At 66.1% G+C, this 21,562-nt stretch carries 20 protein-coding genes and 1 pseudogene; 14 read left to right on the top strand and 7 right to left on the bottom strand.

Going from position 1 to position 21,562, the window contains the following annotated elements; all coding sequences use genetic code 11:
- Nucleotides 1-448 precede the first annotated feature (448 nt).
- The 5 genes from GKS42_RS22175 (at nt 449) to GKS42_RS22155 (ending at nt 3,524) form a co-directional block, all read left to right on the top strand.
- A complete protein-coding gene (locus tag GKS42_RS22175) occupies nt 449-1,021 on the top strand; it encodes a ParA family protein (RefSeq protein WP_154795794.1) in 573 nt (190 codons plus the stop codon).
- The gene (locus GKS42_RS22170; RefSeq protein WP_154795793.1) at nt 1,018-1,389 is read left to right on the top strand and encodes a ParB family protein; all 372 of its coding nucleotides are present in this window, start codon (nt 1,018-1,020) and stop codon (nt 1,387-1,389) included. The genes GKS42_RS22175 and GKS42_RS22170 overlap by 4 nt, the downstream gene beginning before the upstream one ends.
- 27 nt (nt 1,390-1,416) lie before the next feature.
- Nucleotides 1,417-1,713 carry a glutaredoxin family protein gene (locus tag GKS42_RS22165; protein WP_290368037.1) on the top strand — a complete coding sequence of 99 codons (297 nt, stop codon included), beginning with the start codon at nt 1,417-1,419 and terminating at the stop codon, nt 1,711-1,713.
- Nucleotides 1,710-2,204 carry a hypothetical protein gene (locus tag GKS42_RS22160; protein ID WP_154795792.1) on the top strand — a complete coding sequence of 165 codons (495 nt, stop codon included), beginning with the start codon at nt 1,710-1,712 and terminating at the stop codon, nt 2,202-2,204. Before GKS42_RS22165 ends, GKS42_RS22160 begins: the two co-directional genes overlap by 4 nt.
- 237 nt (nt 2,205-2,441) lie before the next feature.
- Complete coding sequence (locus GKS42_RS22155) at nt 2,442-3,524, top strand: TIR domain-containing protein (RefSeq protein WP_154795791.1); 1,083 nt, start codon at nt 2,442-2,444, stop codon at nt 3,522-3,524.
- Between the two features lie 396 nt (nt 3,525-3,920).
- Here GKS42_RS22155 and GKS42_RS22150 read toward each other — a convergent pair whose 3' ends face one another.
- The 6 genes and pseudogenes from GKS42_RS22150 to GKS42_RS22130 form a co-directional block, all read right to left on the bottom strand.
- Nucleotides 3,921-4,775, bottom strand: coding sequence for a TIR domain-containing protein (locus GKS42_RS22150; protein ID WP_154795790.1), 855 nt, complete (start codon nt 4,773-4,775; stop codon nt 3,921-3,923).
- A 314-nt stretch (nt 4,776-5,089) separates the two neighbouring features.
- A complete protein-coding gene (locus tag GKS42_RS22145; protein WP_154795789.1) occupies nt 5,090-5,692 on the bottom strand; it encodes a recombinase family protein in 603 nt (200 codons plus the stop codon).
- Between the two features lie 151 nt (nt 5,693-5,843).
- Complete coding sequence (locus GKS42_RS22140; protein WP_154795788.1) at nt 5,844-6,665, bottom strand: AAA family ATPase; 822 nt, start codon at nt 6,663-6,665, stop codon at nt 5,844-5,846.
- Nucleotides 6,662-7,714, bottom strand: coding sequence for a Mu transposase C-terminal domain-containing protein (locus tag GKS42_RS22135; RefSeq protein WP_435529650.1), 1,053 nt, complete (start codon nt 7,712-7,714; stop codon nt 6,662-6,664). Before GKS42_RS22135 ends, GKS42_RS22140 begins: the two co-directional genes overlap by 4 nt.
- A gap of 212 nt (nt 7,715-7,926) precedes the next feature.
- Nucleotides 7,927-8,061 (bottom strand): annotated as a pseudogene (locus GKS42_RS27045) (helix-turn-helix domain-containing protein); the annotation flags it as partial.
- 4 nt (nt 8,062-8,065) lie between these two features.
- Nucleotides 8,066-8,665: a recombinase family protein gene (locus GKS42_RS22130; protein ID WP_154795787.1), complete on the bottom strand. Its 600-nt coding sequence runs from the start codon at nt 8,663-8,665 to the stop codon at nt 8,066-8,068.
- Between the two features lie 805 nt (nt 8,666-9,470).
- On the opposite strand from GKS42_RS22130, the gene GKS42_RS22125 reads away from it, so the two are divergent.
- The 9 genes from GKS42_RS22125 to GKS42_RS22085 all read left to right on the top strand — a co-directional run bounded on the left by GKS42_RS22125 (nt 9,471) and on the right by GKS42_RS22085 (nt 17,166).
- A complete protein-coding gene (locus tag GKS42_RS22125) occupies nt 9,471-10,988 on the top strand; it encodes a molybdopterin-dependent oxidoreductase (protein ID WP_290368036.1) in 1,518 nt (505 codons plus the stop codon).
- Nucleotides 10,989-11,000: 12 nt separating this feature from the next.
- Complete coding sequence (locus GKS42_RS22120; protein WP_154795785.1) at nt 11,001-11,222, top strand: hypothetical protein; 222 nt, start codon at nt 11,001-11,003, stop codon at nt 11,220-11,222.
- 79 nt (nt 11,223-11,301) lie between these two features.
- A complete protein-coding gene (locus GKS42_RS22115; RefSeq protein ID WP_232847796.1) occupies nt 11,302-12,123 on the top strand; it encodes a Crp/Fnr family transcriptional regulator in 822 nt (273 codons plus the stop codon).
- A gap of 130 nt (nt 12,124-12,253) precedes the next feature.
- On the top strand, nt 12,254-12,493 hold the full coding sequence (locus GKS42_RS22110; protein ID WP_154795784.1) for a heavy-metal-associated domain-containing protein: 240 nt from the start codon (nt 12,254-12,256) through the stop codon (nt 12,491-12,493).
- 35 nt (nt 12,494-12,528) lie between these two features.
- A complete protein-coding gene (locus GKS42_RS22105) occupies nt 12,529-12,762 on the top strand; it encodes a heavy-metal-associated domain-containing protein (protein WP_232848133.1) in 234 nt (77 codons plus the stop codon).
- A 201-nt stretch (nt 12,763-12,963) separates the two neighbouring features.
- Nucleotides 12,964-13,383, top strand: coding sequence for a hypothetical protein (locus GKS42_RS22100; RefSeq protein WP_154795782.1), 420 nt, complete (start codon nt 12,964-12,966; stop codon nt 13,381-13,383).
- Between the two features lie 315 nt (nt 13,384-13,698).
- On the top strand, nt 13,699-15,636 hold the full coding sequence (locus GKS42_RS22095) for a heavy metal translocating P-type ATPase (RefSeq protein WP_154795781.1): 1,938 nt from the start codon (nt 13,699-13,701) through the stop codon (nt 15,634-15,636).
- A gap of 96 nt (nt 15,637-15,732) precedes the next feature.
- Nucleotides 15,733-16,164 (top strand): cupin domain-containing protein, encoded by a 432-nt coding sequence (locus GKS42_RS22090; protein ID WP_154795780.1) that lies wholly within the window; start codon nt 15,733-15,735, stop codon nt 16,162-16,164.
- An 87-nt stretch (nt 16,165-16,251) separates the two neighbouring features.
- The gene (locus tag GKS42_RS22085) at nt 16,252-17,166 is read left to right on the top strand and encodes an NADP-dependent oxidoreductase (RefSeq protein ID WP_154795779.1); all 915 of its coding nucleotides are present in this window, start codon (nt 16,252-16,254) and stop codon (nt 17,164-17,166) included.
- A 777-nt stretch (nt 17,167-17,943) separates the two neighbouring features.
- Here GKS42_RS22085 and GKS42_RS22080 read toward each other — a convergent pair.
- Nucleotides 17,944-20,967 (bottom strand): FG-GAP repeat domain-containing protein, encoded by a 3,024-nt coding sequence (locus GKS42_RS22080; protein ID WP_154795778.1) that lies wholly within the window; start codon nt 20,965-20,967, stop codon nt 17,944-17,946.
- Nucleotides 20,968-21,562 lie beyond the last annotated feature (595 nt).

The raw sequence follows: 21,562 nt of genomic DNA, 5'->3' as shown, positions 1-21,562 counted from the left end.
CGGCGGCATCGCTGCGAGCACCACACGCGTGGTCTGCCACGACCGCTCGGGCTCGGTAGCAGCGAGTCGCCGCACCGAGGGCAAACTGTGCCTGCCGCCGCACTCTTCGTCTCTGGTGCTACCCCTCGTTCCTCGGACTTCAGGGGACGTGTTTGCGCACGCCGGCTGGGGCGGTTTCGACGCCGCTTCGATGCCATGAGGCGCTCCATGCAGATTACGTACGGACGAATATAGCCACTCTAGTGCAAGAGGTGTGTGCGCCTCGGGGTCCTTGCTCTGGATCCGTGATGAGGGTCCGCGGGCGAGGGCCTGGCGGCGCAAGGTCGACTATCGGTGGCGAGACCGGCGGCGCGAGCCCGACGAGTGGTCGGGGCAGTTCGCTGCGGCCGTTCACAGGCAAGGGGAGGAACTCGACTGATGTCGGCGAACAGGTCGGAGGTGGCAGCACGTGAGCGTGCTCGGCAGCGTCGGTTGGAACTTGATGCCGAGCAGGCTCGGCGGGGTCCCGACCGTCGGGTCCACTCTCGAGCTCGTCCGCGATGAACTGGTCACCGCCGGCGCCGGACGCGAGGGGCGCCTACGCAGCGCGATCGAGACGGTGGGGGAGCGGTACGACCTGGTCCTCATCGACTGCCCGCCGAGCCTGGACCAACTCACGATCAACGCACTCGCCGCCTCAGAGGTGGTCGTCGTCGTCAGCGAAGCCAAACTGCTATCCGCCGAAGGCATCGCGAAACTCACCCGCACCGTGGAGACAGTGCGCGAACATTACGCACCAACACTGCGGATCGCCGGCGTCGTCATCAACAAGCACGAGGACCGCACCATCGGTGGGCGCGAGTGGTTCGAACAGATCGCCAGCGCCCTGCCGATGATCGAGCCCGCGGTACCCAAGCGCGCCGCGATCGCCGATGCGCTCGAGGCCGCCACCGGCCTGGACCAGTGGCCCTCACGGCGAGCCGAAGAACTCGTCGTCATCTACGACCAACACCTCGCAACGATCGAAGGAGTCAAGCCATGAACAGGCCAGCACGGCGCACCTCGAGCCTGGGCACCGCCCACCCCGCGGCCCCGTCCCCGATCGAGGCCTCTCCGGCACCCGCAACCCCGCCAGCGGCCACACCCACGACGAAGAGTGAGCCGGCGCCCGAGGTAGGCAAGAAGAAGAGGGCGAACACCGCCACGTTCTACGTCGACCCCGAGATCGTCGCCAGGGCGCGGGGCGCTTACCGCTATACCCAGGGCCCTGAGGGATACCGGTCTTTCAGCGACTTCATCGTCCGAGCCCTCGAGGCCGAAACCGCCCGCGTCGAGGCCAAATACAACGACGGCCGACCCTTCGACGCTCTGGCAGCCGGGACCCTCTCCCCGGGCCCGCAAGCCAACTAAGCGAACCAACCGGGGGAGGGGGCGCCAGTGTTCACCGCGATCGTCTACAGCACCCCCGAGTGCATGCAATGCAAGATGACCTACCGCGCGCTCGACAAGGCCGGCATCACCTACCGGATCGTCGACGTCGCCGAAGATGACGCTGCGCGTGAGTTCGTCACCGACGAGCTCGGCTACAGCCAAGCCCCCGTGGTTGTCATCGACGACCAGGACCACTGGAGCGGATTCCGCCCAGATCAGATCAGCCGCATAGCCCAAGCCAACAGCAGCGCCTCGGCGAGCGGGACGAGTGTCACAACCACCCGGAAGGATCAGCAGTCATGAGCACGGTGGACACGATCACAGTGACTGTTCCATCAGCGACAGTGGAGCAGCTGGAAGACGCGCTTGATTACCTCGATCATCGGCTCATAGGAGAGACGCCCGGCGTGCTTGACCATCTCGCCTCAGCGCTGAGTATCGCGCTGTTCGACGCAGCGACGACCGAGGGCGTCGTGACCGACCTAGGTCCGCACCGCTGCCGCGTGGATGATCCGAAACGTGCCGGCTCTCGGCCCCCAACCGACATCGAAGACCTTGGCGAGATCGATGCACTCACGGCGTGGGACCACAGCACCGAGGGCCAGGCCGCCGCGCGCGAGGCCAATAGGTTCGCTGTCTGGCGTGAGCAGCACCTCCCGCGACTACAGGCTGAGCGCGCCGCTTGGCTCGCGTCCTACGCCGAACAGTTCCGGGGTGATCGAGACGCCTTCCTGGCCGCTCAGCGCGCCGCCTTGCGGCAGCAGTACACCACTGGCGCCGCCGACGGCTCCTAAGAGTCGGTGTCGGCGCACTGATTCTGCACGAAGACACACCCCGCTCCCCCTAGAGCCAGCGGCTGGCTAGGTGAGAGCGAAACACAGCGGCTTTGGTTCGGCGAGGGACGCCCGGCCGCACATCGTGCGCCACGATGCCCTGTACGACACGAAACAACTCCTTCTCGGAGGCTAGGGGACAGTACCTCACGGCGTGGGCGTCGGAGACTGCCGGTGCCGTCAGCCACACTCTTGACCATGACCGATTCGGAGCAGCACGAGTACGAGTTCGACATCGCGGTAAGTTTTGCCGGAGAGAACCGGGAGTACGTGTCCGAGGTAGTCGACGCCGTCAAGGGCGACATGAAGGTCTTTTACGACCAGGACTACGAGGCCGAGGCTTGGGGCGAGGACGGCGTCGAGTACTTCACGAAGGTCTACATGAACCGCGCGAGGTATGTGGTCCTATTCGTCTCGCAGCATTACGCCATGAAGATGTGGACCAACGTCGAGCGCCGCTCGGCACTCGCCCGCGCGGCAACGCAGCGGAGCGCCTACATCCTGCCCGTCCGACTGGACGACACGCAGCTCGACGGACTTCTCCCGACTGTCATCTACCTTGATTCTCGCCGTATCGGCATCGAGGGGCTGATCAACGCGATCCGCACGAAGATCAGCGGAACGGCCCCAGCGAGGCCCTCGAGCGCGCTCCTGGACGGCAGGGTGCCCCGATCGCAAGAAGCCATCGAGGCGCTCATGACCGAGCGGACCGGGTACTGGGAGTACCTGCTGTACGGCGGGCTTCTGAGGGCGAACATGGACAAACTGGAGCCCAAGTATCAGGACTTCGTCATGGGCTACGCACGGCGTAATGGTCGGCGCCTCTCCCGCGACGAGCTAATCGACTTCACTCAGGCAGCGATTAGCGCGATTAGCGCGATCACGGAGAACTTCAACATGGTGCTCGACGCGGGCGTCCAGGAGCGGGCCTTCGGTAAGCCGGGTGAGCCCGGGGACGTCGACCGCATTGTGCACATGGCGGAGAAGTTCATCTCCGTCTACGAGGATTTCATGGACTGGGCGGCGGACCTCCGGGGCACCTCTGCCCAGCTCGGCGGCGGGGCCGGGGCCTTACGAGCCCTATCTAGGTGGGCTGAACAGCCCGTTGAGGAGTGCCGACGGTTCGTCCGAGACTTCGTCGCCGAGCTGGACACCGTCGAGAAGCGGGTCGAGGCCGGCGAGCAGGTACGCATCGTGATGCCCGTGACGCTAGAGATGGACCCCGCCATCTCTGCTGAGTTCCACGAGAAACTCCGTGCCGCGTTCGAGGATGACGACTGACTCAGGGGTGTCTTGCGCTGGCGCGGTCCGGGCTGGCTTATATGCCGGCAGGGCCGCCCACTGGACGAAGGCCCAGGCGAAGTCTGCTCACACCCAGGCCGGGCTGGCGGAGAATGCGCTCGTGGTAGCGAGGGAGGACGCGAAAAATGCGCGCGACCTCGCTGAGGGGCAGCGAGTTGAGACGTTGCGTGCGTCTCGACGATTGGCCGAGACCGAGTGGACACGCAGATGCCAACCGTACTCGTGATGCCAACCGTACTCGTGCGAGCAGAGCCGGGTGCCGGCACCGCAGGTCTGCTGGAACAGGGCCGCTACGACGGCAAGGCCAAAGCCTGGATCTGGCAGGCGATCGATGAGGATGCGGTGATGGGAGTCGACGACGATCAGGCGGTCGCCTCAGAAGGGGATGACTACGACACTGATCTTCTGTTGGTTGGTAGTCGCGTATTCGTGGAGCGCCTGTTTGACGGCTTCGCCCGCCGCGTCGCTGTAGTCCCCCGTGGGCGCAAAGGTGACCTCGAGGTCACCGAGGGGAGGTCCGCTGATATCGAAGACCCTCATCCCGTGAGCGGCCGCGAGGTCCGTCACGAACTTATGAAACCGTTGCTCATGCCGCTCGGCCGTGGTAGGTATCAGGTCGCTGCGCGGCGGGTTTACGCGGTCGGACCGGAGGGACCGGACGTGCAGCAGGATTTCGTCCAGGACATCGGCCTCCCGGCGGCGCTCGGGCACGGCGGCGCCGCCCGGCGCCGCCGCTTTGGCCGCGTCGATCTTCGCCTCTAACTGCGACCAGTAAGCATCGAACCGCCTACCAGCCACGGCTTGGTCGACTCCGGCTACCGCAGCCAAGGACCGGACCACGTCGCGGACGCCGTCCTGCCGCGCCGTCTTCGCCTGGAACTGGGCAAGCGGGCCGGTGAGATCGGCGGGGCTGGCCAGGTCCACGAGCAGGGGAACCACGCGGTGCTCGGCGTCCCGGGCGACAGTCTTGCTCAGTGCTCCCGCCTCGAAGTTCAGCCAGGGTGCGTGTTGATTCTCCGCGGTGACTACGACGAGTCCGAAGCTGGTGTCAGCCAACTCAGCCTCGATCTGGGCCAGGCCGCGCTGACCGGCAGCGATGTCGGTGTCGGATGCCCAGGGGGCCACGCGGTCGAAGAGCAGCGGCAGCCACTCGCGCAGAGCCAAGGCCACGGACTTGGCCATGTCCCCCGACCAACTGATGAACACCTTCACGTCGCTGTGCTCCGTCACGCACGCGACTCTAGTGCCGTGTACGGAAGGGCATGGCGCGACGCGTGCCCGATGTCGCGTTGCCGAGCAAGGTGCGCGGATGTGTGCACCACGCGGATCTCCGGCAGATCCGGGCTGTCCATAGGACGAACCTGTCGCGGGAATAGAGCAGGTTCATCGGGCGCACCCAGGTCGAGTGTCCTCAAGACTGGCCCGAGAAAGTGCCCGGTGATGGTGCGTCATGCGGGACGCGCCAGTCATCCCGCAAACCACGGTGCGTTTGAGTTCCTCGAGCAGCTCGGGGTAGTTGGCTGGCATCGGCAGGTTCTCACCCGTCATCGTCCTACCCCTAGCGCCGCGGCGGTCTCTAGCTCGACGATGTTGAGGTCGGCGCGGTTGAGGGCCCGGTAGATGGTCGCGCGGGAGACGCCGAAGCTGCGGGTGAGGTCGGTGATGGATTCGCCGCCGTCGCGCAGTGCGCGGACTTGGCGTACCTGGTCTTCGGTGAGGCGTGGTGGGCGGCCGGTGTGTCGGCCACGGGCCCGGGCGGCCGCGCGGGCGGCGGCGGCGCGTTCGTGCATGAGTTCGCGTTCGTATTCGGCGAGGGCGGCGAAGATGCCGGCGAGCATGCGCCCGGTCGGGGTGGAGTAGTCGATGCCCTCACGCACCGAGCGCAGCAGCACGCCGGCTTCGGTCAGTGTCTCGATGGTGCGGATCACTCCTGTAAGGGACCGGCCGAGCCGGTCGAGGGCGACCACGACGACGGTGTCCCCAGGACGGACGTAGTCCACGAGTTGGGTCAGGCCGGGCCGGTCTTCGCGCGCCCCGGACATGGTGTCGGTGAATATCCGTTCGCATCCTTGGGTGCGGAGCAGGTCTTCCTGGGCGGCCAGCTGTTGGTGATCGGTGCTCACTCGGGCGTATCCGACGACGGTCATCCAATCAGCGTCGCAGAAGTCGGCTCACTAACCCTGGTAGACGCGCGGAGATTCGCGCCGACTTGTGAGCCGTAGATCCGGCTCCATGGAGTGCTGTCCGTGTGACTTTCGCTGGCAAATGGCGGTGTTCTGTCGATGCTTCGTGGCGGTTTCAGTTGGTGATGCCGACGACGAGGGTGCTGGCGGCTGCTTCGATGACATCGTTGGTGATGGTGTCGAGTTCGTTGATCTTCAGGACGCGCTCGATCTGGGGGAAGAGGCGCTCGAGCAGCCGGAAGTTGCCGCGGGTAATGCGCGCGATGGTGGCGATGGCTTGCGCATCGGTGAAGTCCTCGGTGTCGAGGGTCTTGCCGAGGGTTCGCCAGTGGCGCTGCAGGACGAAGAGCAGTTCGTCCTTGCCCAGGGGACGGTATTGGTGGGCGAAGCCGACCCGGCTATAGAACTGGGGGTAGTGGGTGAACTGCTTCTCCAGGCCGGGCATGCCGATCAGAACCAGGGCGATGTCGTCGCGGTCGTAGCGATCGCGCAGCAGCTCCAGTGCTGCGGGGCGGAGCCGTTCGGACTCGTCGACGATGACCAGCTGCACGTAGTTCCTGCCGTGCCGCCAGCCCCACGTCGTCGGCGTGACCTCGCCGGCCGGTGCGAGGTGCTGCTCGATGCAGATGTTGGTACGGGAGATCGCCTCGTCGAGTTCCTCCTTCAGTGCCCGTGGTGTGGTGAGCACGCTGGGGGTGTAGAGCACAGTGCGGCTCCTGGCCAGCGCGGCGTAGATCTTGGCGTCGCTGTCGGTGCGCGGGCCCCAGTAGGTCAGCAGGTCGTGTGCTTTCTCCCAGTGGGCGTAGCGGCGCGCGGAGAGAGTCTTGCCCACGCCGGCGGGGCCGAAGCACAGGCCGATGGTGTGCCCGCGCCGTACGGCGTCGGCGAACTCGATGAAGCGGCGGTGCTCTTTGGTTACGATGAAGCGCTGGCTCACCTCAGGTCCTCCTTGTAGACTTTCAACTTCCGCCGCGGCGCCGGTGCCGGCGTCTCGGTCTCCGGTGGCTCCTCGGTGGTGTGTGCGGCCACGACAGCGATTCGTTCGTTGATGCCCTGGCGCAGGGCCCGGCGGCGAGCGTTCCGGGCTGCCTGGATCTCTTTGAGGCTGACCTTCTGGTCGTGGTGATCCTGGTTGACGGCCTTGCAGAGGAACTCGTCGTGATCGAAGACGCGGATCTCGGTGATGTCGCGCGGGTCATAACGGATCACCACCGAGCGCCCGACGTAGCCGGCCAGGGTCGGGGAGACGTAGCGCAGCCCCTGGAAGCGGATGCCATCGCGCCGCACCACCCTGGACTGGGCGACCGTGAGCAGCAGCCCGTCGAGCTTCTCCAGGCTCTCGGGCATGCGGGGCAGCCAGCCCTTGGCGATCCACGCGCTGCGGGGCGAGGTTCCGATCTCGCTGTGCGTGCGATCGTTGTAGATGGCGACGAAGCGCTCCAGGGCGGTGTCGAGCTCGGTCAGGGAGAGATTTGGCGTGGGGGCGGGGCGGCCGTCGGCGATGTATCCGGGCAACTCGACGAGCAGTTCTGTGTTGACGGTGCCGAAGAACCGCTCGATCTTGCCGCGTCCCTGAGGACGTCCGACAGTGGAATGGATCAGCCTGATGTGCAGGTCTACGGCGGTGCGGGCGAGCTGGCGGCTGATGAAGTCACTCCCGTGGTCGACGTACAGCACGTCCGGGAGACCGCACATCGGCCAGCTCGGGTCGGTCTTGTGCCAGATCGCCTGACGCAGCGCCAGCGCGGTGTTCATCGCCGAGGGCGCGCCAAGGAAGACGGCATAGCCGCAGATCGCGCGGGAGCAGTCATCGATGATCGTGGTCAGCCAGGGTCGGGCTGATTTGCCGTCGGTGCCCACCACGAGGATGTCGAGCATGGTGTGGTCGGCCTGCCACATCGCGTTGGGCCGCTCGGCCTGCCGGCGCAGCGCAAGCTCGTACTTGTCCCGGTAGGACGCCGGTCCCTCCAGGGCGAGGGTGACCATGCCCGGGTCCAGCGCGTCGACGATGTCCGCACCACTCCATAGGACGGCACCGGCCAGTCCTGCTGGTCGCAGACGCTGCTCACCTTGCGCTGGATCGTGACGGTCGCCGGCCGAGGCTTGCTCAGCGCCAGGCCCTCGATCAACGCCACGAGCTCGCCGGGCAGGCGGTGCCTGCCTGCATCAGAGCGTCGCCGTGTGTCCAGGCCGGCGTACCCGCTGGTGCGGTAGCGGGAGTGCCAGCGCTCCAGGGTGCGCAGTCCAATGCCGGAGTCGCGGGCGAGGGCAGCGAGCGGGACCTGGTCCTCGACGTGGAGCCTGAGGATCTGCCAGCGCCCGGCCGCGTCCATGGACTTACACGGCGCTTCTCGGCCGCCGTGGTGCGACCGCTGAGGCGCTCTGGCGGTTCAGCGCTCGGTAGATGGTGGTGCGACTGACTCCCAGCACGTCACCGATCTGCGCCACGGTCATCTCGTTCTGCTCATACATGCGCCGGGCCGCCTTGACCTGGGCGGGTGACAGCGACGAGGGCCGCCCACCGGTCCGGCCCCGTGCCCGTGCGGCTGCCAGTCCGGCGTTGGTGCGCTCACGGATCAGGTCGCGCTCGAACTCAGCCAGCGCGGCGAAGACATGGAACACCAGCCGTCCGCCCGAGGAGGTCGTGTCGATCGTCTCCTGCAGGGAGCGGAACCCCACGCCGTGGTCGGACAGGATCTGCAACTGGTCAATGAGATGCCGGATCGAACGACCCAACCGATCCAGCCGCCACACCACCAGGGTGTCACCCGGGCGGAGCTGGTCCATCAGCTTCTCCAGCTCGGGACGATGATCGAGCGAGCCGGAGATGGTGTCAACGAAGACCCGATAGCAGCCAGCCGCGTTCAGCGCATCGATCTGCAGCGAGGCGTCCTGATCGGTGGTCGACACGCGCGCATAGCCAAGGAGGTGCCCCATGGCACTGACTGTAGCGATACTCATCCAGCCCGGGAAGTATCGAACCATAGATTCCGGCACTGAGTTCCGCTACAAACGGCGTGAGCCGGGAACCGCGAAGCGTCAACCACCCCGAACGGGGTGACACACCCTCGTCGTCGCTGTAGCAGAATCGTTCGATTACGTACAGCAGACTGCGAGTGGTGCGTCGTGGCTGCCAAGAGAAGTGCGGATCGCTGATGGCCCGTGGAACGTCAGGGGCCTGCCGTCGACCTCGCTGAGGACTCTGGCCATGCAGGCAGCGACGGCTGCCCGAGCGTTGGGGTGTTGGGGCACCAGCGCTTCGGTGACGGCCCGCGCCGCTGGATGCACCGATCACCTCACGTTTCGGGCCCCGCAAGTTATTGGGCGGCATGTTTCACTACGGCACCGACTTCGGGGGCCGCCTGCGGCTAGTCATCGCCCTGGTTGGCGACGCCGGGAACTTCGCCTGCTGCTACCACCTGCAGTACGCCGTCCACATCGACGGCCAGCCCATCGACCCCGAACCTTTCCCATGGCCGCACAGGGTGTGCCGCTGGGTTGAGTTCCACTCCCTCTGTCCGATTCCGATGCGAGCGCGGGGCACAGGGCGGCTCTCCGAGCATCTACGTCTGGGCTCCCGCACCAAAGCTCCCACCGCAGCCTGCCGTGGAAGGCCAGCACGGGATCCGACCGATGGCAGCGGACCGGCATCGAGCAGCCCGTAGATGCCCGGGATAGGTGGGCGGCTTAGTATGGCGAGGACAGGCGCGGCTACAGCCGGCGACGATCTATGGAGGCATTCTTGGACCCGGATTTCCCGCTCTGGCTGCGGGCTACACACCTGCTCAACTTTGTCCTAATGGGGATTGTGCTGCGCAGCGGGTGGGAAATTCTCGCCTCGCTGCCCCGCCTGTGGTGGCGCAATGACTCCAAGCCGGGCACTGAGTGGATCAAGTTCACCCGCCGGGAGCTGCCGAAGGAGGAGGGCGTCTACACCTCCCTCATGGACGAGCGGTCCGCCAGCCCGCTGCTGACCTTGCCGGGGAAGAAGAACATCGGGCTGGGGCGGCACTGGCACGGATTGGGAGTGACGCTGTGGTTGATCAACGGCCTGCTTTACGTCGTCCTGCTGTTCGGCACCGGTCTGTGGCGGCGGATCGTGCCGACCTCGTGGGATGTGTTCCCTGAGGCGTGGGAGTCCATGCGGATCTACCTCGGTTTCGGCGTGCCGTCGATCGAGCATTTCCAGCCCTACGACGCGCTGCAGATGCTCACCTACACCGGCGTCGTCTTCATCTTGGCGCCGTTGCTGATCCTGACGGGTATCGCGATGTCCCCGGCCGTGCGTTCGCGCTTCCCCTGGTACGTGAAGCTGTGGGGTGGGCACCAGGGCGCTCGTTCGCTGCACTTCATCGGCATGGTCCTGATGAGCATTTTCATCGTGATGCACATCGGTCTGGTGTTCTTGGTCCACCCCGAGTACAACCTGCCGCACATGGTCTTCGGTGTCACCGACACCGCCCGATACGCGCAGGCCTTCACCATCGCGATCGCCACGATCGTCGTCGTGATCGGCTTGTGGATCGCTCTGAGCTACCTCACGCTGGCCGACCGCCCGCGCTCCCAGCGCGTGCTCGTGGCGCTGACTGAGCCGATCCGCAAGGTCACCCTGAACTGGATGAAGCCCCGCATGGGACGCCAGAGTACTTACACCGAGAAGGACATCTCGGAGTTCCACTGGACCAACGGGCTCCCGCCGACCAAGGACGAGTCCACGGAGTGGCTCGCCCACCGGGACAGCGGCTTCCGTGACTGGCGCCTCGAGCTCGGTGGTGAGCTGAGCGGTAAGACGCTGCAGCTGAGCCTGGGGGACTTGCGTCAGCTCCCGAAGACCGAGTACATCGCGGTCCACACCTGCATGCAGGGCTGGTCGGCCACCTCCAAATGGGCCGGCGTCCGGCTCCGTGACCTCCTCGAGGTCCTCGGACCTCCCCCGGAGGGTGCCAACTACGTGATGATCACCTCCCACGGCCTGGCCCAGGAGATGTGGGACCACCGGCCGCGGGAACCGTTCTACGCGGTGCTGGACCTCGACACGGTCGCCGAGGACGACACGATCCTGGCGTACGAGCGCAACGACCACCCGTTGGAGGTGCATCTGGGCGCGCCGCTGCGGCTGCGGGTGGAGTCGAACCATGGGTACAAGATGGTCAAGTGGATCAAGTCCATCGAGTGGATCACCGACTACGCCGCGTACGGTGACGGTCGTGGCGGCACCCGTGAGGACGCCGCGATGCAGGCGTTCAACGGCCGGATCTGACAGGAGCAGGGCATGATCAGCACTATCTACACCGTCGCCGGCATGACCACAGCCGAGGATGCGCGGGCCATCAAGGACAGGCTCTATCTCGTGGCAGGTATCGGGGCCGTCGCCACCGAGATCATTCCCGACGGCGACTCGCGCATCATCCTTAAGCACAAGGACGACGTCGAGCTGGACCGCTCGGCCATCGAGGCAGCCGTGCAGGAGGCGGGCGAATACACGCTCGCCTGACCATTACGGCTACCAATAATGAGACGAAGCACGTGCTTATTCGTCTCGGCGCATCTAGCATCACTTTCAGGAGGCAATCGTGAGCAGCGAACCCGGCTCCGCCGCATCGCACGGTGCATCCTCGCCGGTCAATTTCGTTACCGGCGCGGCTGGCCGACGGCGAGTCCCGCTGCGGACTACCTGCGCCCAGCCCCATCACTGTCCATTGCCGGTACGCATGAAGGTTCTCGGCCAGGTGCCGCTCTTCGCCGGTCTGTCCCACGAGGATCTTGTCGGTATCGACCACCGCATGGTCTCGCTGTCCTGGGCTGAGGACGACCCGCTCTACACAGCCGGCGACGTGGCCGAACATCTCTATGTCATGGCAGCTGGGCGCGCCAAGGTCTCCCGCCCGACCCCGAACGGCCAGGACGTCGTCGTCGATCTCCTGGCCCCTGGCGATCTCTTCGGAGGCATGCACACCCTGGGCCAGCCCACCTACCCCGAAACCGTTCGCGCCCTGACCACCACCTGCGCGTTACGCATCGACACACGCGCCTTCCGCGATGTCATGACGCAACACCCCGAGGTCGCCCTACGGGTGGTGGACGACGTCACCGCGCTGCTAGCGCAAGCGCGTGCGGACGTCACCGCGCAATCCACCGCCACCGTCGCCCAGCGGGTAGCGACCACGCTGTTGCGCCTGGCCGAGAAGTTCGGGCAGGACAGTGCCTCTGGTGGCACATTGATCCAGTTGCCGCTGTCTCGCACTGACCTGGCCGGCATGACCGGCTCGACACCGGAGTCCGTCTCCCGGGTAATGAGCCAGCTCCGCAAGGACGGCATCATCGACTCCGGCCGCAGATGGACCGCCATCCTGGACGGCGACCGTCTGCTCGCCACCGTGGCCGCCAGTGCCTGAGGGGCGAGGACTCTCTCACGTCTGCTGCGGTTGATTGATGCACGTCATGGTTCGGTTCCTGGCCCGCTCGTAACGTCGTAGTCAGCACCCAAGAAGGGTGAGACCTCGTCAGAGAAGGAAGGGACACGCCATGAGCACCACCGCTCCCACCACCACCCACACGACCCTGCGCGCCGAAGGCTTCTCCTGCCCCTCCTGCGTGGCGAAGATCGAGAAGCGTGTCGGACGCCTGGACGGCGTCAGCGCCGTGAAGGTCCAGTTCGCCTCCGCGCGCATCGAGGTCGACCACGACCCGGCCAAGGCCAGCGTCGAGGACCTGATCGCCGCTGTGGGCAAGGCCGGGTACGTCGCCAAGCCTGCCGCGTTCTGACGCCCGCCGCGCCAAGGAGAAGGACAGTGAGCGTCATGGCACAGGCGGCGCACCTGCAGCTGCGCCTGGGTGAGTTGTTCTGCCCCTCGTGCGCCACCGACATCAACCGGCACCTGAAGCGTCTTCCGGGTGTGCCGGCCGTGCACATCGATCTGCACTCGCACCGGGTTGACGTCGACTACGACCCCCGACGCTTGGACGTCGAGGACATCCTGGTGACCGTCGGCGGTGCCGGCGTTACCGCAAGCGTTATCTCGGAGGACAGGTAGGACCGCCTCCACTAGGGCGACCGGGGACGTCGAGGCGGTGCCCAGACCAAGCGCGAGCGCACTGCCCGGGCGTCATCCCGCCACCCATCAGGGCCGGACCGGGCCGCCGGGCCCGTCAATGATCAGGGGAAGCCTGCCCGCTGCATTTTCACGTGTGAACCGCTGGTAGACCCACGTCCCAAGAACTCAGGAGAGATTGCTATGAGCGTCAAGCTTCACCATGTCCCGCCGCGCCTGGCGAGCGGGGCCTTCATATTGAACACCGGAATCACGAAGCGGTCATTGGACCTCGAAGGGGCAACGGGGTTGCGGGACCAGGCCGCCAACGCGTTCCCGTTCTTGAAGAAGATGGACCCGGTCCGCTTCGGGAAGGCGTTGTCGACCTTCGAGATCGCTCTGGGCACGGCGCTGCTAGCCCCGGTGGTACCCACCCGGGTGGCCGCGGCCGGCCTGAGTGGATTCTCGGCCGCATTGATGGCCGTGTACCTCAAGACGCCAGGGTTCACCCGTGATGACGGAATCCGTCCAGCGCCGGCTGGCATGGGGATCGCTCGGGACGTCTTCATGCTCGGTAGCGGTCTGGGCCTGATGGTGGAGGAACTGGCAACCAGGCGAACCTGACGGAGCCGTCCCGCCATGCGCGTGACACCCGGCCCCACGGGCCCCGCGGACTGGGGTGTGGTCATGGGCGCCCGCGGGCCAAGGCTACGTGGCTCGTCCGCCCGCATTCTGAGCCAGACCAGCTGAGCGTCACCGCCGATCAACTCGGCGGTGACGCTCTTCATTGTGCCAGCACGCTGGAGCAGCCCCGGCGGCGGTACACGGACGGGTCTGCGGTTGATTGACGCCGGTCATGGTTGCCCGGTGCCGATCTTCGTAACGTCGTTGTCAGCACCTCGAACTGGGGTTGGACAGTTATAGGAAGGTCGAACAGCGATGAACAAGCTGCAGCAGTGGTGGTACGGCAGGTGGACGATCCCGGTCCTCTCGGGCACGTTGATCCTCATCTCCTTCTTTGTGGCCCGCGTCCTGGGGTCCGATGCCTGGAGCAACTCCTTCATGGTGGCCGCCGCCGTGGTCGCAGGTACCCCGATCGTGACCAAGGCCGCCCGCGCGCTGATGGCCCGGGTCATCGGCATCGACCTGCTGGTCTCCGTCGCCGCGATCGGTGCGGTCATCATCGGGGAGTACTGGGAGGCCGCCGCGGTGACCTTCCTCTTCGCCATCGGCCACGCCCTTGAGTCAGCCACACTCAACAAGACCCGCTCGGCGCTAGCCGAGCTGGTCGCCGTCGCCCCCGACGTCGCCGTGGTCATGCGTGACGGTGAGCAGGTCGAAGTCCCTGCCGCCTCGGTGGCCATGGGCGAGATCGTCCTGGTCAAGAACGGCGCCAAGGTCCCCGTCGACGGCGAGGTCGTCGCCGGCACCGGCGCCCTGGACGAGGCCTCCATCACCGGAGAGTCCATCCCCGTGGAGAAGTCCAAGGGCGACCACGTCTTCGCCGGCACCGTCGCCAAGGGCGGGTTTCTCCAGGTGCTGGCCACCGGAATCGGCGCCGACACCACCCTGGCCCGCATCATCCACCGCGTGGAGGACGCCCAGGACGCCAAGGCCAAGACCGCCCAGTTCATGGACCGGTTCTCCGCCTGGTACACCCCGGCCATCATGGTCCTGGCCCTCGTGGTGGGCCTGCTCACCGGTGACGTCGTCCTCGGGCTGACCCTGCTGGTTATCGGCTGCCCCGGCGCGCTGGTCATCTCCATCCCCGTCTCCATCGTCGCCGGCATCGGCCGGGCCGCCAAGGACGGCATCCTGATCAAGGGCGGGGAGTACCTGGAAACCTCCGGCAAGATCACCGCCGTCGCAGTCGACAAGACCGGCACCCTGACCAAAGGCCGCCCCCACCTGACCGACGTCGTCGTCCTGGACCCGACCATGGACCGCAGTCAGGTGCTGACCTGGGCCGCCCGGGCCGAGGCCGGCTCCGAACACCCCCTCGCCCGTCCCATCCTGGACGCCGCAGCCGCAGAGGGGGTGGCCACCCCGGGCCTGCCCGAGGTCACCGAGCCCGTGCCCGGCAAGGGCATCACCGCCACCACCGGCGGACACCGGGTCCTGATCGGCAACCTGGCCCTGCTCGAGCAGTACGGCATCGCCGACACCGTCGGCGCCGGGCAGGTGGCTGATGAGCTCGCGGCCGCCGGGCGCACCGCGATGATCGTGGCGCTCGACGAGACGGTGGCCGGTGTGGTCGCCGTCGCCGATGAGGTGCGCGCCGACGCCGCGGAGATGGTCGCCCGCCTGCACGAGGCCGGGGTGAAGAAGGTGGTCATGCTCACCGGCGATGCCCCGCTCGTGGCCGACGCCGTCGGCCGGGCGATCGGGGTCGATGAGATCCGGGCGGGTCTGCTGCCCGAGGACAAGCTCGACGCGGTGGCCGACCTGCAGCGTCAGGGTCACGTCGTGGCCATGGTCGGTGACGGCGTCAACGACGCCCCGGCCCTGGCCACCGCCGATATCGGCGTAGCCATGGGTGCGGCCGGCTCGGCCGTGGCCGTAGAGACCGCCGACATCGCCCTCATGGGCGACAACCTGCTCAAGCTCCCCGAAGCGATCGGCCTGGCCCGGCGCACCGTGAACAACATGCGCCAGAACATCACCATCGCCCTGATCACCGTGGCCGTGCTGTTGGCCGGAGTGCTGCTCGGCGGAGTGACCATGTCCATCGGGATGCTCGTCCACGAAGCCTCGGTCCTGGTCGTGATCGTCAACGCCATGCGCTTGCTGCGCCGCCACCAGGACACCACCAGCACCACGGCGACACCTTCCGCGCCAGTTACCGCCGCACCGATCCCAGCTGCGGTCCGGTCCTGACCCTCTACCCCGGCCGGGACGCCTCATCCACCGTCCCGGCCAGGCGCGGATGTATCACCGCCGGGTAAGCCCGGCACAACCACAACAGGAGGAATCATGAGTAACGAAGAACACTTCACCATCGAGGGCAACGTCGAGCACTTCACCATCGCGCGGGTCGCCCAGGACAATCCCGACTTCCGCCGGGTGCTGTGGACCGGCCAGCACGCCCAGATCGTCATCATGACGATCCCCGCCGGTGGCGAGATCGGTGAGGAGGTCCACGAGCACACCGACCAGATCCTGACCTTCGTCAGCGGGGCCGGTCAGGCCGACCTCAACGGCCATACCCACCCGATCGAGGCCGGTGACCAGTGCGCCGTCCCCGCCGGCGCCCGGCACAACTTCCGCAACACCGGTGACGAGCCGCTCGTGCTCTACACCATCTACTCCCCGCCCGAGCACGCGGCCGACGGCGCCTACCCCACCAAGGAAGAAGCCGACGCGGCCGAGGCCGCTGGCCAGGACGAACCTCCCACCGCCGCCTGACCGGCCATCCCCGCGCAGCGAACTCAGCGGCTGTTGGCCGCACCTGTCTCACCGGCTTCGAACACACAGCAGAAGGAGAAGAACCCCATGTCCAAGGTGTACGTATTTACCGACTTCGGCGGCCCCGAGACCCAGGCACTCATCGACCGTCCAGCGCCGCAGCCCGGCCCCGGTGAGCTCGCTGTGCGGGTCCGCGCCGCCGGTGTCAACCCCGTCGACTACAAGATCCGCACCGGCCGCTACCGTCGGGACCAGCCGTTGCCGGCCCCCATGGGTCAGGAGGTCTCCGGTGTCGTCACCGCCCTCGGTGAGGGAGTCGAAAGCTTCGCCGTGGGCGACGAGATCCTCGGCCCTGTGGTCCCGGACTACGGCGCCTTCGCCGAGGACACCCTCGTGCGCGCTACCGATGCCGTGGCCAAGCCGGACGAGATCGCCTTCGCCGACGCGGCCACCATCCCCGTCGCCGGGGCCACCGCCTACGACGCCACCCACCAGATCGAGCTCGAGCCCGGCCAGCAGCTCCTCATCCTCGGGGCCGGCGGCGGTGTCGGACTCATGGCCGCCCAGATCGGCAAGGTCCACCAGTTCACCGTCATCGGCATCGCCTCGCAGGCCAAGCGCGAGATCGTTCAAGCCACCGGAGCAACGTTCATCCCCTCCGGTGCAAATGTCGCCGACCAGGTGCGCCAGATCGCCCCCGAGGGGGTAGACCTGATCCTGGACCTCGTCGGTGGCGATGCCCTGCGTCAGGTCGCCGGACTCGTCACCGACCCGGCCAGGATCATCTCCGCCGCCGACCCCGACACCGTCACCGAGCTCGGCGGCAGTCCCCTGAAGCGCACCACCGAGGCACTGGAGAAGATCACCGGCGTCATCGAATACAACCTCGTCGACCCCAACGTCTCGGCCCTCTACCCGCTGGAGGACGCGGGCGAAGCCATTGCTGCGGTCGAGAGCGGCCACGCCACCGGCAAGATCGTCATCCAGCCTCACAACGCCTGACGCGGGTTGACCGGTTGCGTATGTGAAGCACCTGGGCCGGGCCCGGTAGCACCGCGAGCACCCTCGCCATCGGCGTCAGCTGACCCGGCCGCCACACAACTCCGATAGAACCCCGCCATATAACGACGCAAGCCACAGCTGTCCTGTGTCTCACCGGCAGGTGTCTCAGAACCAAGGATGTGAGACTTGGGCCATACCTTGCGGGCGTGCTCGATCGAGGTGCTGCCCTGACACCCCGGCTCGCGGGGATCGAGCGGCACGGCCTGCCTCATAGGCGAGTCGTACCTTCGCCAAGTATGTCGGTGATGCCAGTAGAGTCGCGGCACCGGCAACTGAAGGGGCTAGCATGCGCCTGCGCGCATTTCTGTATAGCGGTGTCACGTGCGTGCTGGTTGCTGCTTCAGCGACAGCCTGTTCCGACCCGAACCTGAGGATTGAGCCTGGTTGGGAGGACATGGTGCCGTGCTCCTCCCAACCGCTCACGGTGGGGGTCGAGGAACTGCATTTGCCTGAGTACAGCGCGTGCAATCTCGTCGGAAGCCAGGTGGAGTTTCCTGACGGCACGCAGCTGGAGGTCGCTGAGGTTGGTGTTAACACCGCTTTGAGTTCGGGAGCCGTCGGGGATGAAGAGCCCGCCTACACCTTGGTGAACCTAGGAGTGGAAGGGACTCTCGCCGTTTTGACATCCCATCAAGGGGTCCAGATCTGGGGGACACCGCCCGCTGTTGAGCGTGTTTTTGAGAACCCAGGAAACTGGATCCCTGGGTTCGCTGACTCCTAGAACTGAACCCTGACGTTCGCGGTGCAGGCCCCGAGGCCTGTGAGGCAGCGCAAGCCGACTGCCCGCGCGACGTAGGAGAAGTGGTAATCGCTCTCGGCGAAGCCCCACATCAGGACGTGAGTAGGCATTCGGTCATGACGAATTAGGAAGTAACTGTTGCCAGGCCGAACGTACGCCCGGACGTCGGCGTCGATCGCCGGCGACCCTGGAAAGAGTGGGTTCGCCGAGTGGGTGACCATCCGGACGAACGCAGTGTTGGTCCCCACACCCGAGGCCGGCATTGTGATGTCGCTGATCGGCGCCGTGTCGGTTGCCGCGTCCCAACACGGGTAATGGGCGATCAGTGGTGCGCAGGTCCATCTATGGGACTCGCCGATCACACGCGATAGTTGTACTGTCCCTACGTCGAAGCGGATGCGCGCTGTTGCCTGGGTGCGACTTGTCCCTGGTGAGTAGGGAGACCGATGGTCGCCGCCGAACCGCCATATCAGCCCTGGGATCGGGAGGGGCGAGTAGACGTACTCGGGCTCCAGCACAGCCTGGTGGCGAATGTAGAGGTCCGGCCACACCGCCGCGGTGGTGCGTGCTGTGTCTGACGTGATGCCCTCGAGCAGCTGACTTTCGAAGTACGTCCAGCCAGCTCCAAGGTCAGGCTCCGCGGCGGACCTCGCCATTGCAGGCAGCGGCGCCGGGAAAGCCACTCCACCGATGAAACTCGCGGGCGTAGGCGCGGCTGGCACGCCACACGTGATCTGGCCGCCATCGGTGAACTCCTGCATGTCGTAGCGCCACTGCAATGAAGTATCGGGGATCGCGAACGACAGGGTGCTACTGCAGGAGAGTGCGAGAGCTTCAGGCTCGCCTTCTTCCCCGGTAAGCGGGTCGAGCCAGGTCCTGTAGACCATCTTGGGCGTGGCCCGGCTCGAGATCGCAGTGATGCTGGTCGTGCCCGTGGACGTTACTCCGAAGACGGGAACACCTTCAGTAGCACCGATGGTTGCGTCGATGTTGGTTCTGAATTCGGCGGTTGCGAGTTGAGCGCCCCCGCTATTGGAGGCGACAAGCAGGAAGTTGGACAGCGGGCCGGTGATCGAAAGGGTCGTGGTGGTCGTACTCCCAGCCAAGGTGCCGAGTGCGTCGTAGGCCTCGACTTTGGTCGTGCCCGTCGGGCGCTGCAGGGCGAGCGTAAAGTTCGTTCCCGACTGGGTGATGGATGTGACCCGCAGACTGGGTGCCGCGACTCGGCTAGCAACGTCGTCGAGGTTTGTGACCGTCAGTCTGCGGTTAGCCTCGGTGATTGCGCCGACGAGGTAGAGCGCTGTGCCGTCGCCGCGCTGCATGGAAGCGAAACGTGTTCCGGGGCTGTCGCTTCCCGTCGCGGTAACTGGTTGGAAGATCTGTCCTCGCTGCGTAGCCAGGAGCGCGGCTTGTGCCGTTGCGATGCGTTGATCGGCAGGCGCCATAGTCACGAGACGGGAGTGCGCTCCGGCGCGGATCTGATCCGCAGCCATGGAGAGCCATGGGTCGGGCACGGCCTGATCTGGGTTCATCGTCAGTTCACGTTCACCGGCTGGGGGAGTTGCCACCGACGCAACAACGCTTTCGGTTGCCCCGAAACTGACGAATACTTGAGTGGCGAAGAAGTTGCCGACAGCCTCGAGTACCGAATCAGCAGACGCAAATTCGTAGGCGATCAGTGGTGCGTTGTTGAGCAAAGCAAACGTCGTAGCCATCTGGGCGCGCTCGGCGGCTGCCGTGTCCGAGACCACGACAACCTGCGGGCTGTTGACGTAGTAGTCCTGCGCGATCGTGACCGACGTATCGAAGCGAGTCAGGTTCGTGAGGTCAACGTCCACCGTGTAGCCAAGTCCAGTCAGTGCATTCCGATACGCGGAAGGAAAGCTCGCCGCGGCACCCACTAATGACACTGCGTCGGCACCTGAGGCGGCGAGGTCCGTCAGCGTGGGGACCTCACCATCGGACGGCGCGCGGACCACGAGTGTTGCGCTCTGCGCGTTCGCGAGGACCGCGCCGAGATCAGCGTTGACGGAGTCCGCGATGACGACCGGGGCTCCAGGCGCGTGATACTGGAGAGCCGCATCGTTTGCAGCTGCCAACTCGGTCGTGGCAGACAGCGAGGGCGAAGTTAGGACGCTCGGTACGCGGGCCACCGCAGGCGCTGGGGTCGAGATAACAGCGTCGTTGAAGCGCAGTGCGCCCCAACCGACGCCGATGGTCGGGTAGGGCGAGAGCCAAGATCCGATGCCGTTGCCCGGAAACAACTTGAGTTCGCCGGTCGTGGTCAGGCGTCCGATTAGGTCGGTGTTCCCGTCGCCGTTGTAGTCGCCGATCCCGAAGGTCGCGTTGTACGCGGAAAAGCCGCCCCCGACAGTCGCAGTCGAGGCGACTCCGCCGGTTCCGTTGCCACGGACTAGCAGCAGGGCGCCGGCTGTCGTCCGACTGATGAAGTCGACCTTGCCGTCGCTGTCGAAGTCTCCGGTCGGGACCATCGAGGAGTACGCGGTCCAGGTGCCCGCGAGCGATGTCGGTGCCCCGAAGCCGCCGGTACCGTTGCCCGGGTATAGGCGCAGAGCGTTGTCGGTGGTGCCTTGGGCTATGAGGTCGACGTGCCCGTCACCATTCCAGTCACCTGGAGAGAAGATCTGCCTGAACGAGCCCCATCCCACTCCGATCCGCGAAGGCAGGAGGAATCCGCCTGAACCGTCACCGGGGAACAGCCACAGTTCATTGCTTCCTCGCATGCGGGCAAGGAGATCGTTGTTCCCGTCTCCATCGAAATCCCCGACGAGACTGACCTGATCGGCTTCGCTCCAGTCTCCACCGAGTACCCGCCACGAGACGATCCCCGCCGGGGTAGTGCGGTACAGACGCAGCACGCCAGATGGGTCGACTGTGATGATATCGGGATGCCCGTCACCATCCCAGTCTCGGGACGCTGTGAAGGCGTCGCTCAGCGGCGTGGCTGCGGCTGGAGCGCTGCCCACGACCTGCCCACCCATCGTCACCACTGTGACCAAGACGGCCAAAGCCGCCGAGAACCATCGCCGCAATTCGTGCCTCCGCGCAATCGATAGGGCTGGTGGGACTGGTCACCTGATGGAGGTTCACTCCAGCAGAGCCCCCTGCGGCACGTCCGTACGGGGAGGGTAGCGGTAAGTTCGGCTCGGGTGGGCAGTTTTCCGAAAGTTCATCCAACTACGCCTCTATGGCTGCGTTTCCGTCCGCTCCTTACTCGGATCTGGCAGCAAATAGGAGGGCCCTGCATCCGAGCCGCGTGGCTGCCATACGGGGAGGAGTGGTAGAGCGCCACGGGCCAACGGCTGCCATGGTGGTGGGTATACGTCGAGGTATCGGGCCTCGGCACTCGCGAGAGCAGGGAGTCGAACGATGACTGTGAACCGGAATGTGGTTCCTAACCCCGATGGCGGATGGGATGCCCGAGGCTGACGTGTTCTCCGGGCCCGATCGTTGGGCCCACGCTCAATGGGACGGGGTGTACCGATCCGCGATAGCCCTAGATCCGTGTCGGCGTGTCGGCGTGTCGGTGTGTCGGCGTGTCGCGTCAGAGGCGCCTCCGCGGGCATCCTCGCAGGT

It is taken from the genome of Occultella kanbiaonis, from assembly GCF_009708215.1.
In the GTDB taxonomy this organism is placed as follows: domain Bacteria; phylum Actinomycetota; class Actinomycetes; order Actinomycetales; family Beutenbergiaceae; genus Occultella; species Occultella kanbiaonis.
The sequence above is the reverse complement of the archived record's forward strand: the minus strand, read 5'-3'. Positions and strand labels throughout refer to the sequence as shown.